Source organism: Gaoshiqia sediminis (genome assembly GCF_025907915.1).
Taxonomy (GTDB): Bacteria; Bacteroidota; Bacteroidia; order Bacteroidales; family Prolixibacteraceae; genus Gaoshiqia; species Gaoshiqia sediminis.
Genome location: NZ_JAPAAF010000004.1, coordinates 203,117 through 220,245, shown reverse-complemented (window position 1 = coordinate 220,245; position 17,129 = coordinate 203,117). Strand labels below are relative to the sequence as shown.

The window sequence follows — 17,129 nt, the reverse complement described above, 5'->3', positions numbered from 1 at the left end:
TCAATTTTTAAAAGGTTACATTAACACCAAACACGACCTTCTTGGAATTGGGATAGGATCCTTTATCGACACCCAGCGATGAGGTAGAGCCAGCCGATGCTTCAGGGTCAAATCCCGGATAATTGGTGAATACAAACCAATCATCCAACGAAGTATAAATCCTCAGACTACTCATATACAATTTCTTGCTCAGATGCTTCGGCAAGGTATAACCCAGTTGAATTTGTTTTACCTTGAAAAATGAACCATCCATTACAGCATCGCTGCTAATCCAGTATTTATCTTCGCCATTAGCGTTTGGCCTTGGCTTGGAGGCATCGGTATTGGAGGTTGTCCAACGATCGTCGTAAAAGATTTTCAACTTATTTCCACGCGGGCGGTCAATACGAGTGAGGGCATTATAAATATCGTTCCCTTCCGATCCGGTTCCAAATAAAACCAGGTCAAAACCTTTGTAGCTGGCGCTAATGGTAATCCCATAAGTAAAATCGGGGATCCCGCTTCCCAGCATCACTTTGTCATCGTCAGTAATGCTTCCGTCGGCTGTATCAGGTTTACCGTCGCTATCGGTATCTACAGTTAATTGATCCACAAAAACCGGATCGCCTGAAGCATCATCAATATCTGCCAGTTCGAAACCCCGCATATACCAGACCGGAAACCCCTGCTCAAACACAGTAATGCCGGATTGCGTGTGGAACGAGGCACCATTAATGCGTGAAATCGTTGGATCGAGATAGGTTACTTTATTTTTTAGGGTGGCCAGGTTGCCCCGGATGCTGTAACTGAAATTGTTGATCCGTTCGCTCCAGCCTAACTCAAACTCAAGGCCTTTGTTCGACACATTCCCTGCATTTACAGTAACCGAGCTCACACCGGTTTCAAAAGGCGGCGTTGTGTCCACCAGCAAATCTTTTGTTTTTTTGTCGAAATAGTCGAATGAGAAGGTTAACCTGTCGTTGAATGCGCGCAAGTCAAAACCAAGGTCGAGCTGCTCCGACGTTTCCCATTTCAACTCGGGATTGCTCAGGGTGCTGGGATAAGATGCTACCTGGTAGGCAATCTCATCGGAATAGGGATAGCTACCACCAGATCCGATTGAAGCCCTGTAGCGAAAACCGCCCAACGGGCCAATACTGCCATTTTGCCCCCAGCTGGCCCGTAACTTCATGAAACTTACCGGGGTTGATTTTGGGAAAAAGTCTTCGTTTGAAATAACATAGCCAGTTGAAACAGCCGGAAAAGTTCCCCAACGATTTTCGGCCGGAAGGATAGACAAATCACTGGCATCGCGCCGTAGCGAAGCCTGAATAAGATACTTATCGGCAAAATTGTAACTCAAACGGCCAAAATAAGAGAACTGGCGCCCCGTGTCGGAATATCCACCGGAAATACTCTTGGCGGCAGTTGGCGAAAGATAATCCAGGTCGCGGAACATTGGATCATCTTTCGTAATCGCATTTCCGCTGGCTGTAACGGTAGTTGAATAGGGCTCGGAATATGATACCCCCAACATGGCGGTCAGGTGATGATCACCCTTATCATACATATAATTGGCAAAATTTTCCCATTGATAATAAATACTATTGGAGTTGGTACGCCCTACGCCGATGTTATCACTTTTATTTACATCATTTGCATAATAGATGTAATCGAAATTATAACTGCCAAAGAATGAACCACGATACCCCAACTTAGACGTAACTGTGAAATTTTTGAACGGTTTAAAATCGGCATAAATGGTTCCGATTACATTAGCTCCCTGATATTCAGCATCCGTGCGGTCGCGCATGAGCAACGGATGTACCTGCTCTGCCTTGTAAATTTCGGACAATCCGTAGTATCGGCCTGTTTCATCTTGCAGAAGCACTTTCCCCGAGTTCAGGTAGCTTTGCATATAATCCGGCAAATCATTTTCCGAAAAATAGGCTGGTGTAAGCGGGTCCATGGTCAATACCGCAGCCAGCAAACTACCGTACTCAGAGTTTTCGGAAACCGATTTACTTTTCCAGCGTTCAACCACATTGGTTGTCCCCACTTTTAACCAATTGTTGATGTTGTACTCACCGTTAATCATGGCTGTCATGCGCGAATACACATCTTTATCACCACGCACAATACCGTTTTGGTCGAGGTAAGAAAGCGACAGGTTGTACGAGCCACGCTCATTTCCACCCTGAAAACTCAGGTTATGTTTTTGCATCAGCGAATTTTCGAAAGCAACATCTACCCAATCCGTATCCGTTGTCTCATCCCAAACCGAGTTGATTTCCCCGGGTGTAATGTGGTTACCTTCTGTCATATAATTAATGTACTCACTGGCATTCATCACCTCCGGTATGCGGTTGAGTTGGTTGGATACATATTGAAAGTCATACGAAATTTTGCCTGCCCCTTTTTTACCTTTCTTTGTGGTAATCAGCACCACCCCGTTGCCAGCCTGTGCACCGTAAATGGCAGCCGAAGCAGCATCTTTTAATACCTCCATAGACTCGATATTATTTGGGTCGATGGAACCTATGTCTGTTGTACGCAGCCCGTCAACCACATAAAGCGGATCGGATGAAGCATTGGTACTATATCCACGAATGCGCACGGTAGCGCTTGCCCCGGGCGCGCCCGAGGTTTGAATAATTTGCACCCCGGCTGTTTTTCCCTGCAATGCCTGTTCGGGCCGGGTAATGGTGCGGTTTTCCATGTCGGTGGCTTTTACCTGCGAGATGGCGCCGGTGAGATCGCTTTTTCGCTGAACGCCATAACCAATGGCCACGACTTCTTCCAGACCAATGGTTTCCTCCTCAAGTGTAAGGCTGATTTCCTGCCGTCCCATAACTTCAACTTCCTGAGATTTCATACCAACAAAAGAGAAAACCAGTACTGCATTACCGGGAACTTTATCCAGAAAATAATTCCCGTTTACATCAGTAATTGTCCCGATAGTTTCGCCTTTTAATACCACTGTAACTCCCGGAAGCGGTTGTCCGATCCCATCAGTCACTTGTCCTTTAACCGAGATTTCCTGTTGCATCAAGGCTTGGCGCCTAAACTCAGCCTGTTCTTCCCGGTTCAACGGATTGATGATAATCAGATTGTTGTCGGTAATCCGGTATTTGATGCCTTCATTTTTAAACAATTCATCCAAAACCATCTCCACCTGCTTATTCTGAATTTGCAAATCAACTTTCCGGTCCAGGTTGATAGTTTCGTTTGTATAGATAAATCGATACTCACTTTGCAATTCGATTTGGTGCAAAACATCCTTTATGGTGCTATTCTGCATGGATAGCGACAAGCGTGTGTTTTGAGAATAGACTGTTGCCGAAACATGTACGGCAAAAACAATCAGGAAAAAAACGGTCAGCTTCATAATTCGCCAAAGCTTTTGTGGAATAAGGCATATACCTCTCCCGGATTCATAATTTTTTTTCATAAGTTTGTTGTGTAATTAGTTAATAAATCAAGCTAATGTTAGCGCATTAGGTTGGAAGATTGCAAAACGGGGAATGCGGGAACATTTCCCGTTTTTTCAGTTACTCATAGGCAATTATTTTTTAGTGATAATAATGTTTTTTCCTTTCATCGTGTATTGGATTTCGCTCAATGCACAAAGCGCATCCAGCACATCGATAATGGTTTCTTCATTCAGTACGCCACTGTAGTGTATTGAACCGGAAAGCATTTTATCCTGGATTTCGATCCGGACATCGTACCAGCGTTCCAGCCTTTTGCAGACTTCACCCAGAGGCATATTGTCCATGTACAGTTTATTTTCCATCCAACTCAGCACTTGTGCCATTTCGCTCTGAACCAGGTTTAGCGTTTTCCCATTTTTTTCGAAGCTGGCTGTTTGGCCTGGCAACAGCGTGAGCGTATGACCACCTTCAACCTGCAATTCAACTTTCCCTTCTATCAATGCGGTTTGGTTAATGGCGTCACCCGGGTAGGCTTGCAGGTTAAATTTTGTTCCCAGTACTTTTAATTTCATGCCATCGCCAGTGGTAATCACAAATGGCTGATTGCTTTTGGCCACGTCAAAAAAGCCTTCACCCGAGAACAAGACCTGCCGCTGTCGGTTCGAAGCGTTTCGTTGATAGGAAATAGATGAACCCGCATTCATATGAACGGCTGTCCCGTCGGGCAGGGTAATTTCGGTACGACTTCCGTAAGCAGTGGAAGCAGCTAATGAAACCGGATTGCCGGAAAAAATTGAAAAATAAAACTGGAGCCCGATAACAATCAACAAGGTGGCAGCCATACCTGAAAGGGCAAAAACCAAGCTGTAAACCTGTTGCTTTTTTCGTTGCCGCCCACTGATTTGCCGATCAACGTCTTGCCAGGCGCTTTGTGTGTCAAACTCACGTGATTTGGCCAGGTAATTTGCTCCCCGCCAAATGCGGAGCATATCCCGAAATGTTTTTTTGTTCTCGGGCGAAGATTGTATCCATGTGTCTAATTCCGGACTAAGTTTACCTGTCCCACCATCTGTTGCATCGAAATGATCGATCAGTTGCTCACCCAATTTTCTTTGCTCGTCCATTATTTTGGCTTTTTACAGGTATGACACAGCACCCTATAAAAAGTCCTATCCAAAAATTGATTTATTTATAAAATAAAAGGGAAGAATCTTCGCGAGCTGAAATTAAAAAAGCTTTAAATACAGATTTTCAGTTAATTACAGAACATTTTTCTGTTTCAGGCAGGAACGCAAATATTGCATCGATTTCCAGATTTGGTTTTTAATGGTTTTTACGGATATGCCCAGTTTCTCCGAGATTTCGGCAAGCTTAAAGCCATCTATCCGGCTCATCACAAAAACCTGCTTGCTCCTGTCCGGCAATTCATCAATACAAGCCTGCAACTGAACTACAAATTCGTCAAAATCGGTAAATTCATCTTCCGGTTGGCTTTCAGTCAATGGCAGCGTGTTAATTGCTTTCTGTCTATTTTTTTCAGACCGGAGATGATTCAGAGCAGCATTCCGCGAGGCTTTATACAGGTAGGAGATCACCCGCTCACGGATTTCAATCCGTTTGCGCTCTGCCCATAATTTCAGGAAGAGATCTTGAATCAGATCTTCGGCAACCGCTTCATCCTGGAGATATTCGTACACAAAGGCGCACAACCTGGCGTAGTAGCGCATAAACAATTGATTATAGCTAAAATAATCATCATCCCTGATCTGTTGAAAAAGTTGCTCATCGGTTCGATCCATGCCGTGTGTGTCTTGACGCTCTGCAATGATACACAAACGTAGTTGAAAAAACAGACTAAAACTCCATTTTTTCTTTAAATACCGGAATTAATGTCACAAATACATTTTGAAATATTTGTTGGCAGTTCACTATTTTCGCAGTAAAATAATTGCTTTCGAAATTTCAAAAAAAAAGCCCAACACAGGTTGAGCATTATTGACAGATATCCTTTAAATCATACTAATCGATTCCAAAATAATAAAACCGAAATACGTTGTTTTAAAGGTCAATCAAGTCATTCTTGAGTGCATAAATAATCACTTCGACAATATTTTTGGAGCCGGTTTTTTCCATCAGACTGGCCCGGTGTTTTTCCACTGTCCGGTCCGAAATACACAGTTCATCGGCAATAATTTTAATCGGGAGGCCTTTGCAGGATAATTTCAGCACTTCCTGCTCCCGTTTTGAAAATATATTTTCAATCAGAGGCTTGCTTTCACCAACCGGCTTAACCGACGGAAAATGAAAAACCGTTTGAAGTTTCAGTGCCAAATCTCCGCTGATATCGACCTTTTCTTCGGAGAGAATACTTACCAACCGGTCGTACTCGGAATGATCAACCGGCTTGCTGGTTTCTGCCGGTGCAAGTAATCCGATCAGCAAGGTAAAACCGTTGTATTTATGACTGGTCGTGATGTACAATTTACATTCGTTGAAGGAGCGGTTTGGGGTAATCAGGTTAATCTGGTCATCAAAACTTTTCAATAATCCGCTGGTGCATTTCTGGATACGGGGCTGAATGGAGCTGTACGTTTTTTCATCAACCAGGTTTTTAAAAGTCACTTTCTTCAAATCATCGGCACTGAGACCAGTCATCACCGAAAAGGCCTGGTTGATTTCGTATATTGTTTCACCATCGAAAAGGAAAATGCCATTGGGCGAAAGTTCAACCAGAGCGTTGTAATCACTCTTGCCCATATTGACGAGTTTCTCATATTTGGCCAGGCGGACCTTTATGGATTTCAACAGCTCATCATTGCTGAAAGGTTTCACAATGTAGTCATCCACACCCAGTTCCATACCCAACCGGATATCTTCAATATCCGACTTTCCGGTAATGAAAATGAACGGTATTTTATTGGTTATTGAACTGTCGTTGAGAATATTAAAAACCTGATAACCATCAATTGGGGTCATGTTGATATCGCATAAAATCAAATCGGGTGCAAGTTCATAGGCCTTCTGTATCCCCTCAGCCCCCGAATTTGCCACATAAGCTTTATATCCGTCTGCCATCAACACATTTCGAAGTGTTTTTGCCAGCAAGACATCATCTTCAATAACCAATATTCTTTTAACACTCATGGTCCGGAATTTTAATTTTAAACCTTGTACCCTTCCCCAGCTCACTTGCCACTTCAATTTCCCCGTTCAATGCATCGGTACATTTTTTCGCAATGGCAAGTCCTAATCCACAACCGGTAATCATCCTAACATTTGCACACCTTTTAAAGGGCTCATAGATCGCTGATATTTCCTCCGGTGGGATTCCTACTCCCTGGTCAGCCACCTCTGCAATCAATCCATTATGGCTGGAAGATACGGTAAAATCTACCCGCTCACCAGAAAATTTCAACGCATTATCCATTAATTTAGCCAAAACTTTAAATAGCAGGTGTTTATCGCAACAAATATACGGAACTTCCAACGTAGTTTCCACATGTATTCGCTTCCGGTTAAAATCCGAATCCGAAATACGGTCAACAAATTCCTTAAAAAAAGGCTCCAGCTCAACATTTTGGAAAACCGCTTTAAGTTGACCTTTGTTTGAAACATTCAAAAAATGGATGTCCTCGATGAAATTGGTCATCGCCCCAACAGCCTCTTCACACAAGGAGAATGTTTCCCGCACCATCTTACTGTCGAGCCCATAGCTAAACTTCTTCAGCAACTGAATGTTTGAGCTGATTATGGCAAGCGGAGTACGCAGCTCATGTGAAATTGAGCTGATAATTTGCTTGCTGGATTCGAACTCTAAACCGTTATCAGGGGGATTTTGAGCCAATGAAAACGTCTCTTTGGGTTCCTCGGTCATATTTAATTAATCGCAATTACTGAGCTAAAATTAAGGCCATTTCGTGAAATATTCCTACTGTTTGAATAAAATTTTTAAGCGTAGTATGATTTTCTTATTGAAACCCGAACAACGCCTCCGGTTGGTTAGGTTCCTGAAAATCGTTCCAGTTGCTTCCATTCAATTATTGAAAGGGTGCATTATGTGTCAATCCGTAAAATGAGAATACATTCCATATTTTAATGCAATTTTTCGCGAAAACAGTACCGGTAAAGCTAGTGTTGCGTTAAGCCTCTAATGACGGAATGTCATTCCGAACTTGTTTCGGAATCTGTTGCTATAGAATGCGATGCTGAAATAAATTCAGCATGACGACCGCTATTTTAAGCTTAACTCAACACTAGCTTCGGTTTCCATAAATGTTAGTAAACGATCCGTATTTTAACAAAAACCACAGGCCCCTTGTTTAACCTGACGGCAGATTAATTTACATATCAATTTCCACCGATGTAAAGAAATATTTTTTCAATTCGTATCTTCGTCAAAAAAATAACGATGATTCCTAAAATAAAATATTCAGGCGAAAACTTTATACTACTGGCAGGCCCATGTGTTATTGAGGGAGAAGAAATGGCTTTTGAGATTGCTGAGAAGATAAATGCCATCAGCCAGAAATTGCATATTCCCTTTGTTTTTAAAGGATCGTACCGAAAAGCCAACCGCTCCCGATTGGATTCGTTTACCGGGATTGGGGATGAAAAAGCGCTGGGCATTTTGAAAGCGGTAGGTGAAAAATTTGGCATTCCCACGGTTACCGACATTCACTCGGCAGCCGAAGCAAGCCTGGCAGCAAAATATGTTGATGTACTTCAAATTCCGGCCTTTCTTTGCCGGCAAACCGATTTACTGATTGCTGCTGCCGAAACCGGCAAAGTGATCAACATAAAAAAAGGCCAGTTTCTGGCGCCCGAATCCATGCAATTTGCCGTTGACAAGGTTCGCGAAAGCGGAAACGAGCGCGTGATGCTCACCGAGCGCGGAACAACGTTTGGCTACCAAGACCTGGTGGTTGACTACCGTGGCATCCCGGAAATGAAAAAGAATAATTGTCCGGTCATTCTCGACATTACCCATTCGCTGCAGCAGCCCAACCAAAGCAGCGGCGTTACCGGAGGCAAACCCGAATTGATTGAAACAATCGCCAAAGCAGGCATTGCCGTTGGCGCCGATGGCATTTTTATTGAAACCCATCCCAACCCAGCCATTGCCAAGTCGGACGGCGCCAACATGCTGCGTCTGGATTTGCTGGAGGACTTGCTCACAAAACTCGTCAAGCTGAAAAAAACGGTCGATTCACTATAACCCATAAAACCCAACAGGATGAAAAACCGACGCAACTTCGTAAAACAAGCCCTGGCTGGTGCCGGCTTTCTGGGCCTTTCAGTCTTCGCAAAAAAGGCCGAAGCTTCCGAGCTGAAAATCACCATTGATAAAGGCTTGGTGCACCATGTTTTTTTCTGGCTGAAAAACCCGGACAGCGAAGCCGACTGCAAACGCTTTGAAGAAGGCATCAACCTGTTGCTGACCATCCCGGAGATAAAGTTGAGCCATGTTGGCAAACCTGTCCAATCGCCTCGCGAGGTGGTGGATGATTCGTTTACCTATTCTTACATGGCTATTTTCGAGAATGAGGCCGACCAGGACAGCTATCAGATTCATCCCACACATTTGAAGTTTGTGGAAGAGTATGGCGATTTGTGGAAAAAAGTGATCGTGTACGATGCCATGAATTAATCCTTTCGCATTAATAAAAGAACAGGTAAGCCATCAGGATGGCCGCAACAATACCCACAAAATCTGCAATTAGCCCGCATGCCAGCGCATGGCGGGTTTTCTTTATTCCCACCGAACCAAAATAGACGGCTAATATATAGAAAGTAGTATCCGTGGCGCCCTGCACGGTACTGGCCACCCGCCCCACAAACGAATCGGCGCCATACGTGTTCATGGCATCCACCATCATGCCGCGTGCGCCGCTTCCACTCAATGGTTTCATCAGTGCGGTGGGGAGCGCACCGATAAAGTCGGTATTCACCCCCAACTGTTGCATACTCCAGGCAACACCGTCGATAAACCAGTCCATAGCGCCGGAGGCCCGAAAAACGCCAATGGCCACCAAAATGGCAATCAGGTAAGGAATGATTTTTACGGCCGTTCTAAACCCGTCTTTCGCACCGTCAATAAAGGCTTCGTAGATGTTGATCTTTTTCCGAAGGCCCAGCAAAATGAACAATACAATCACCGAAAATAAAATCAGGTTGCTGGCCACGTTTGAGATTGTCGTAATCTGGTCCTTGTCCAACACCGAGAAATACCAGATGATGCCCACTATCACGGCCGTAATGCCGCCCAAATATGACAGGATGGTTTTATCCAACAAATTAATTTTCTGATGCCAAGCCACCGCAATCAGTCCAGCGAGAGTCGAAAAATAGGTAGCCAGCATAATCGGGATGAAAATATCACTTGGGTTGACTGCCCCCAACTGCGCCCGATAAACCATGATACTGATGGGCAGCAAGGTCAGCCCGGAGGTATTCAGCACCAAAAACATGATTTGCGCATTGGAGGCCACCTTCTTGTTGACATTGGTTTCCTGCATTTCCTGCATGGCTTTCAATCCCATGGGCGTGGCTGCATTGTCCAGGTTCAGCATGTTGGCGGCAATGTTCATCATAATGGACGCGTGTGCCGGGTGATTTTCACCAAGTTCCGGGAAAAGTTTCCGAAAGAACGGACCAACCAACCGGGAAAAAACCTTCACCACTCCCCCGTCCTCACCAATTTTCATGATGCCCATCCACAAGGTAAGCACACCGGTGAGGCCCAACGAAATTTCGAAGCCGGTTTTTGCCATGTCGAAGGTCGAACTGACCATGTCCGGGAAAATTTGGGTATCGCCCAAAAAAATCAGCTTTACCAAACCAACAACAAAAGCAATCAGAAAGAAAAATACCCAGATGTAATTTAATGCCATAGGAAGATGCAAACGGTTTATGAAAGGTGAAACTACAAAAAAACGCGGATATTCTATTTTTTCCTGCCATCTGTTATTATCGACATATTCCCTTTTTCGGTCATAGAATACCAACTAAAACGGGAACGATCTCTCGCTCCCGTTCTGATTATCAAAAAAAAAAAAAAAACAGTCTTACATATTTTTTTCGGCGAAGCTGCGCCCGGCGCGTAATGCCGCTAAATTCAATTCAACGATAGCTTCTCCCTTCCGCTCAAAAATAGTACGAATGCCATCTTCCAGCTTCGAAAATTCCAAATCGATAAAGGGTGAAGCTGCGCCCAGCATCACCATGTTCGACGCGCGAACGTTACCAACTTCTTTGGCAATCTGGTCGGCATCGATGGCCACAAAGCGGGGTAGCTTGCCAACTTCGGCCAGTACCTGTTCCACGTCCGGGTAATTCGGGATATTAATAAATGGATTGGTGTTGGTGACCAAATAGCCCTTTGCGGAAAGAAACGGCAAGTAGCGCAACGACTCCATCGGCTCAACCGACAGGATCAGATCGGCGGTGCCAAGCTGAATCAAATCCGAAGCAATGGGCTGGTCAGAGATACGCAGGTGCGACACCACGGCCCCGCCCCGCTGGCTCATCCCATGCGTTTCTGCTTGTTTCAAGTGCAAATTCTCTTTCAGGGCAGCCATTCCCAACACGGCTGCTATAGACAAAATTCCCTGGCCGCCAACGCCGGCCAAAATGATATCTGACTTCATGTTTTTCAATTTTAATGGTTTGCTTGACGGCTGATGTTTCGTTTGCGGCGACTGGCGCGTTGGATGCATTCCCTGCGCGGAATGATAACCGAAACGCCTTCGTATGCCAGCTCTTCGCGGAACATTTTCACCATTTCTTCGTGGTTCTTCTTCAAGGGGACAATCACCCGGATATGGTCCGGATCGACCCCAACGCCAGCGCAAATACTTTCAATTTTGCCGTAAGCCGACGAATCCTGCCCACCCGTCATCGAAACCGATTCGTTATCCGAAATCACAATCGTGATGTTGGCATTTTCATTTACAGCATCCAGCAAACCTGTGATCCCTGAATGGGCAAACGTAGAATCGCCGATAACGGCAACAGCAGGAATCAGACCGGCATCGGCAGCGCCCTTGGCCATCGTGATCGATGCCCCCATGTCCACGCACGAGTTAATGGTTTCGAATGGCGGAAGCGCCCCAAGCGTGTAACAGCCAATATCCGAAAACACACGTCCGCGGCCAAACTCGGCCAACACTTCGTTCATGGCATTATAGGCGTCCATGTGACCGCACCCCTGGCAAAGGGCAGGCGGACGGTTGGCCACAATCGACGGAACCGGAATACCTTCATATACTTCGCGTCCTAGCGCTTTAGCAACATGGTCGGGGTTCAGTTCGCCATCGCGGGGCAAGGTGCCGTCAAGACGCCCCTTAATCGGTGTTCCTTTAGCAAAGAACCCTTTCAGGTGTTCTTCCACCAACGGATAGCCTTCTTCCAGTACTAAAATTTCGTCGCAATCGGCATCCAGCTTTTTCATCATTTTTTCGGGGATGGGGTATTGCGAAATTTTGACCACCGGATATGGACACACGCTGTCTTTGTAATTTTCGAGCAAGTAATTGTAGGCAATCCCACAGCACACAATGCCCAGGCTTTTTTCTTTCCCGTCAATATATTGATTGTATTTCGACGAATCAGACAATTCGTTCAGCAGTTGTTGTTTTCCCAGCAACCCTTTGTAGCGACGGCGGGCAATGCCTGGCAGCAACACAAACTGAAGCGGATCAGTTGGTAATAGCAGCTCATTTTCAGGCAAAACATCCTTGCGCACAACCCCGGATCGCGAATGGGCCAAACGGGTAGTAATCCGCAGCATCACCGGCACCCCGGTTTCTTCCGAAAGTGCAAAACCTTCGCGCGCCATATCGTAGGCCTCCTGCTGATTCGATGGTTCCAGCACAGGTATCATGGCAAACTGCCCGTAAAAACGCGAATCCTGTTCATTCTGCGACGAATGCATCGACGGGTCGTCTGCCACGGTCAGAATCAATCCGCCGTTCACCCCGGTAATAGAGGAATTGATGAAAGCATCGGCAGCCACGTTCAGCCCTACATGTTTCATGCAGGCCATCGCGCGTTTCCCGGCATAGCTCATGCCCAGGGCAGTTTCGTATGCCGTCTTTTCATTGGCCGACCATTTTCGATGAATGTTCCGCTCTTCCGCCAACGGGTTTTCCTGTATGTATTCGGTGATTTCGGTTGAAGGTGTCCCGGGATAGGCATACACGCCCGACATGCCGCCATCAATAGCTCCCTGCCCGATTGCTTCAACGCCCAGTAATAAATTCTTTTGCATGGAATAATTTATTGGTTTGTTTTTGCGCACCCAAAATTAGCATCCTGCCACTTAGAAACAATATAAATTGTCAGCTTCAACCCTATTCTTTTTCCTATTTTTGCCGAATCAATATGAAGATCGCCATTCTCGCCACATACGGACTCGTACTATTGCTGATTGGGGTATATTCCGCCTTTCGGATCAAATCGCCGGTGGATTATTTCGTTGCCGGAAAGCGGAACGGAATCCTACAGATTTCGGGCAGTTTGCTGGCCTCCATTCTGGGAGGATCGGCCATTTTAGGTACGGCCAACCTCGCCATGACACAAAGCTGGGCGGCGGCCTGGTACCTGCTGGCCGCCTCGGCCGGGCTGTGGCTGCTGCTTCCGTTGGTAAAGAAAGTAAACCAACTTGGCAAATTCACCCTCACCGACATGATTGGCCGCTTTTACGGCGAAACGGCCCGAAAGTCCGCCTCCGTGATCATTCCGCTGGCCTGGACCGGTATCGTAGCAGCCCAGGTAATTGCCGCTTCAAAAATATTGGTCAGCATCTTCGGGCTTTCGTACGAAAACGGCGTTTGGTTGTCGGGCGCGGTGTTTATTGCCTACACGCTGATTGGCGGCCAGGTGTCGATCCTGAAAACCGACTTCCTTCAGGCCATCATCATCCTGTTGGGGATTCTTTTCTCGGGCATCTTTTTGTATTTCGAACACGGTACACACACCACGCCCATCGCGTCGTCTTTCCCGTTCAATGTCCAATTCAGCCCGGTTGACCTGTTCATCCTGTTCCTCACCTTTTCGAGTACCTTTGTGGTAGGCCCCGATATTTATTCGCGCGTATTTTGCGCACGCGATGAAAACACGGCCCGTAAAAGCATCCTGATCGTGGCTTCCATCCTCATCCCGTTTGCCTTTTTGCCGACTTACCTGGGCGTTTTCGCCACCGAAAACCTGCCGTATGAACAACTTCACAGCTCGGTTGCCTTAATGGAACTGATTGACTTTTACCTGCCCGAATGGGTTGTGGGACTGATGGCGGCGGCCCTGCTTTCAGCCGTACTTTCGTCGGCCGATACCACGTTGCTGACTGCCTCCATGATGTTGAGCGAACTGTTCAACCCCGACATCGACAACCGGAAATCGCTGAACGAAACCCGCCTGTTCATCGTGCTTGTCGGCTTGGCCAGCATGGTGATTGCCTTGAAAGTGACATCGATCATTGGCACCCTTTTGCTGGCGCTGGCCTTTTACTCCGGGGCATTTATCGTCCCGCTGATCGCAGCGCTGGCGGATATAAAAATCAATAAAAAGCTGAGTATCCCAGCCATGATTATTGGCGGCACCATAGCCCTTACCGGGAAAATCCTGGTTTCCAATTTGGGGATGAGTTGGGGAAACTGGGTAATTGTTTCGGCCTTTGCCATCAACTTCATCATACTGAAGATTCCATTTGTCTTCAATCCCGTTAACAAAGAAGAAGAACCCGCTAAATGATGAGCTAACCAGTTTTGTCATTTGCCCTGTGGCCTCGTGCTGCCCGGCGGATCATCCAAACCGTTCGAAGGTTTCTCACCGAACAGATAGAAAACTTGTTTGCATGGTTCGAAATCCACGCTGCATAGATAGCCAATAGAATTCACTTGTTCGGCAACGTTTCTGCACAGATAGAACTGTCCTTTGCATAGTTCGAAACCTCCACGGCATCGAAAGAAAGTAAAATTCAATACTTCGAAAGAAAGTTTGCACCGATAGGCGCCTCCACTGCACAGTTCGAAACCTTCATTGCATCGATAGTTGCCGTGTTTGCATGGTACGAAACCGATTTTGCGATGATAGCCGGTTTAAAAAATCCAGAGTGTTTTGAATGTGTCAGAACGGAATGCTTGGCAGAAACCACCACCCCGTCTCCGGCTTTGCAGGAAGAAGTACCCGGGGAAGGCGGTTCACTTACCCCAACTCGACAATGGTAATGCCGGAGCCGCCAAACTGGACGTGCTCGTCGCGGAAGGAACGGACGGCGGGATCGGCTTTCAGAAAGCTGCGGATAACTTCCTTCAGGATGCCGTTTCCTTTGCCGTGCAAAATGCGCAGCTCGTGTACATCGAGCATGATGGCCTCGTCGATAAACGCCTGGATGTTCGAAATGGCCTCTTCGGCGCGCTGGCCGCGAATATCGATGTCGGGCTTGAAGGTAAGTTTGCGCTCGGAAATGTTTTTATTGATATTAGACTTGGTGCGGTTCAACCCGCGCATTTCGCGTTTGGCCTCGTTGTTGCTCACCACCTCCAGCTTTTTGCGGTCCACCGAGGTACGTAGCTGCCCGAATGCCACCACCACCGTCTTCTCGCCCACTTCCAGCACCTCGCCAATGGTCGATTGTCCTTCAATTTTAACCATGTCGCCCGGCGCCAGTTCTTTCTTTTCGTTGGGGGCCGCTACCTGCTTTTTCACCGGGACAGCTTCTTTCTTTTCTTTTCGGCGGTTTTGCTTTTGCTTCAGCTTTTCAATCTTGCGCCTGATCCATTCATCCTGTTCCGTATCGGCCTGCACCACTTCTTCCTTAAACGTTTCCAGTTCTTTACGAATGGCGCGCGTTTTCTCCTTTTCTGCCTGACTCTCGCGGATTTCGCGGATGGTGTTTTCTACCTTTTTGTTGGCTTCGGACAGGATTTTTTCGGCCTCGGCCTTGGCTTCTTCCAGGATTTGCTTGCGCTGTTCGTTCAGCTTCTTCAGGTCAACTTCGTATTTGGAAGAAATTTCATCCAAGCCTTTCTCCACCTGCCGGATGCGCTGGCGCTTGGACTCCCAGTATCGTTTGTCGCGCAAAATGTCGCGCAAGTGCTTGTCGAAGTTGATGTGGTCCTTGCCGATCTTGTTCGTGGCTTCCTCCAAAATGATTTCGGGCATCCCGATCTTGCGGGCAATCTCGAAGGCAAACGAACTGCCGGGCTTGCCAATCTGTAGCTGGAATAGCGGCTCCATACGGTGCGAATCGTACATCATGGCTCCATTCTCAATGCCCTCGGCCGACGAGGCAAAATGTTTCAGGTTGGTGTAATGGGTGGTGATCACCCCAAAAGCGCCCATCTGGTTCAGCTGGTCCAAAATGGCTTCGGCAATGGCGCCCCCCAACATGGGTTCGGTACCGGTACCAAATTCGTCGATCAGGATCAGCGTGTTGTCGTTCGCGTTTTTCAGGAAGAACTTCATGTTCATCAAATGCGAACTGTAGGTACTCAGGTCGTTTTCGATAGATTGCTCGTCGCCGATATCGATAAACAGCTGGTCGAAAATACCGGCACGACTGGTTTCGTCAACCGGGATGAGCAAACCGCACTGCAACATGTATTGCAGCAAGCCAACCGTTTTCAGGCACACCGATTTTCCACCGGCGTTAGGGCCGGAAATCAGCAAAATATGTTTTTCACGGGTGAGGCAGATATCCAGGGGCACCACTGTCCGCTTCTCTTTTTCGAGGTTGAATTTCAGCAGCGGGTGAACGGCTTTGTTCCACTCCAGCTGGCCGTACAGGTCAATCCTCGGTTTGATGGCGCCCATGCGGTTGCCCAGTTGAGCTTTGGCCCGGATAAAATCAATGGTACCCAAAAATTCGTATTGCCCCATCAATTCGGTCAAATACGGTCGGATATCATTCGAAAATTCGACCAGGATTTTGACAATCTCCCGTTTTTCGGCGTATTCCAGTTCGCGGATTTCGTTGTTCAGCTCCACCACCTCGGCCGGCTCCACATAGGCGGTTTTCCCGGTGGCCGACTCGTCGTGCACAATCCCGTTCAGTTTGCGCTTTACCGCCGAAGAAATCGGGATTACCGGCCGTCCGTCGCGAATTGAAATGCTGGCATCGTCATCAATCAGTCCGTCGCGCTGGGCTTGCTTCAGGATGCTGTGCAGGCGTTTGGAAACATTGTTCTGCTTGGCCAGCAACTCCCGGCGGATGCGCCCCAGCTCGGGCGATGCCGAATCTTTGATCTTTCCGTAGGGCGACAAAATCTGATCGATGCGTTCTTTCACATACGGGAAAACCTTCACCTGCTCCAGCAGTTTTTTTAGCGTGGGGAACGTTTCATCCTTTTGATTGGTCAAAAAGCGAACGATGGCCATGATGGTTTCCAGCGACCGTTTCAGATCGAACAGTTCCTGTACTTCCAGAAAACGCCCTTCAGTTTTAATTTTTGAAAGGGCTGGCCGCAGGTCGAAATAATAATTGGTGGGGAAAGTATCGTTTTCGATAATCAATTTGGAGAATTCCTCGGTTGCCGAAAGTTCAAAAAGCAAGCGCCCGGGATGCGTCAGAAAAGTAATTTCATCCACCTTGTCTTTTCCCAGGGTACTGAGACAACTCCCTTTGATCAGTTCACGGATTCGGTCAAATCCAATTTTTGTTTCGAAATTATCCGGATAAATTTTTGCCATAGTCGTTTTTTGCCGGGGCAAAAATAG

At 46.8% G+C, this 17,129-nt stretch carries 12 protein-coding genes; 3 read left to right on the top strand and 9 right to left on the bottom strand.

Annotation, left to right across the window (positions count from 1 at the left end):
- Positions 1–7: 7 nt before the first annotated feature.
- From N2K84_RS04955 to N2K84_RS04935, 5 genes are all read right to left on the bottom strand, one after another.
- On the bottom strand, positions 8–3,367 hold the full coding sequence (locus N2K84_RS04955; protein ID WP_282590675.1) for a TonB-dependent receptor: 3,360 nt from the start codon (positions 3,365–3,367) through the stop codon (positions 8–10).
- A gap of 177 nt (positions 3,368–3,544) precedes the next feature.
- The gene (locus tag N2K84_RS04950) at positions 3,545–4,537 is read right to left on the bottom strand and encodes a FecR family protein (RefSeq protein WP_282590674.1); all 993 of its coding nucleotides are present in this window, start codon (positions 4,535–4,537) and stop codon (positions 3,545–3,547) included.
- A 135-nt stretch (positions 4,538–4,672) separates the two neighbouring features.
- The gene (locus N2K84_RS04945) at positions 4,673–5,212 is read right to left on the bottom strand and encodes an RNA polymerase sigma factor (RefSeq protein ID WP_282590673.1); all 540 of its coding nucleotides are present in this window, start codon (positions 5,210–5,212) and stop codon (positions 4,673–4,675) included.
- A gap of 259 nt (positions 5,213–5,471) precedes the next feature.
- The gene (locus tag N2K84_RS04940) at positions 5,472–6,557 is read right to left on the bottom strand and encodes a response regulator (RefSeq protein WP_282590672.1); all 1,086 of its coding nucleotides are present in this window, start codon (positions 6,555–6,557) and stop codon (positions 5,472–5,474) included.
- A complete protein-coding gene (locus N2K84_RS04935) occupies positions 6,547–7,287 on the bottom strand; it encodes a sensor histidine kinase (RefSeq protein ID WP_282590671.1) in 741 nt (246 codons plus the stop codon). Before N2K84_RS04935 ends, N2K84_RS04940 begins: the two co-directional genes overlap by 11 nt.
- 534 nt (positions 7,288–7,821) lie before the next feature.
- Between N2K84_RS04935 and kdsA the strand changes: the two genes are divergently transcribed.
- Both kdsA and N2K84_RS04925 read left to right on the top strand, forming a co-directional pair.
- Positions 7,822–8,628 (top strand): 3-deoxy-8-phosphooctulonate synthase, encoded by an 807-nt coding sequence (gene kdsA / locus N2K84_RS04930; protein ID WP_282590670.1) that lies wholly within the window; start codon positions 7,822–7,824, stop codon positions 8,626–8,628.
- An 18-nt stretch (positions 8,629–8,646) separates the two neighbouring features.
- Positions 8,647–9,060 carry a Dabb family protein gene (locus tag N2K84_RS04925; RefSeq protein WP_282590669.1) on the top strand — a complete coding sequence of 138 codons (414 nt, stop codon included), beginning with the start codon at positions 8,647–8,649 and terminating at the stop codon, positions 9,058–9,060.
- A gap of 10 nt (positions 9,061–9,070) precedes the next feature.
- Here the strand turns inward: N2K84_RS04925 and N2K84_RS04920 are convergent, their stop codons facing one another.
- The 3 genes from N2K84_RS04920 to N2K84_RS04910 all read right to left on the bottom strand — a co-directional run bounded on the left by N2K84_RS04920 (position 9,071) and on the right by N2K84_RS04910 (position 12,681).
- Positions 9,071–10,303, bottom strand: coding sequence for a nucleoside recognition domain-containing protein (locus N2K84_RS04920; RefSeq protein ID WP_282590668.1), 1,233 nt, complete (start codon positions 10,301–10,303; stop codon positions 9,071–9,073).
- Positions 10,304–10,477: 174 nt separating this feature from the next.
- Positions 10,478–11,059: an indolepyruvate oxidoreductase subunit beta gene (locus N2K84_RS04915; protein ID WP_282590667.1), complete on the bottom strand. Its 582-nt coding sequence runs from the start codon at positions 11,057–11,059 to the stop codon at positions 10,478–10,480.
- An 11-nt stretch (positions 11,060–11,070) separates the two neighbouring features.
- Positions 11,071–12,681, bottom strand: a complete 1,611-nt coding sequence (locus N2K84_RS04910; RefSeq protein WP_282590666.1) for a thiamine pyrophosphate-dependent enzyme — start codon at positions 12,679–12,681, stop codon at positions 11,071–11,073.
- 113 nt (positions 12,682–12,794) lie between these two features.
- Here N2K84_RS04910 and N2K84_RS04905 point away from each other — a divergent pair, with 113 nt between their 5' ends.
- Complete coding sequence (locus tag N2K84_RS04905) at positions 12,795–14,162, top strand: sodium:solute symporter family protein (RefSeq protein WP_282590665.1); 1,368 nt, start codon at positions 12,795–12,797, stop codon at positions 14,160–14,162.
- 453 nt (positions 14,163–14,615) lie between these two features.
- On the opposite strand, the gene N2K84_RS04900 is transcribed toward N2K84_RS04905, so the two are convergent.
- Positions 14,616–17,102, bottom strand: a complete 2,487-nt coding sequence (locus tag N2K84_RS04900; protein ID WP_282590664.1) for an endonuclease MutS2 — start codon at positions 17,100–17,102, stop codon at positions 14,616–14,618.
- Between the last annotated feature and the right edge of the window lie 27 nt (positions 17,103–17,129).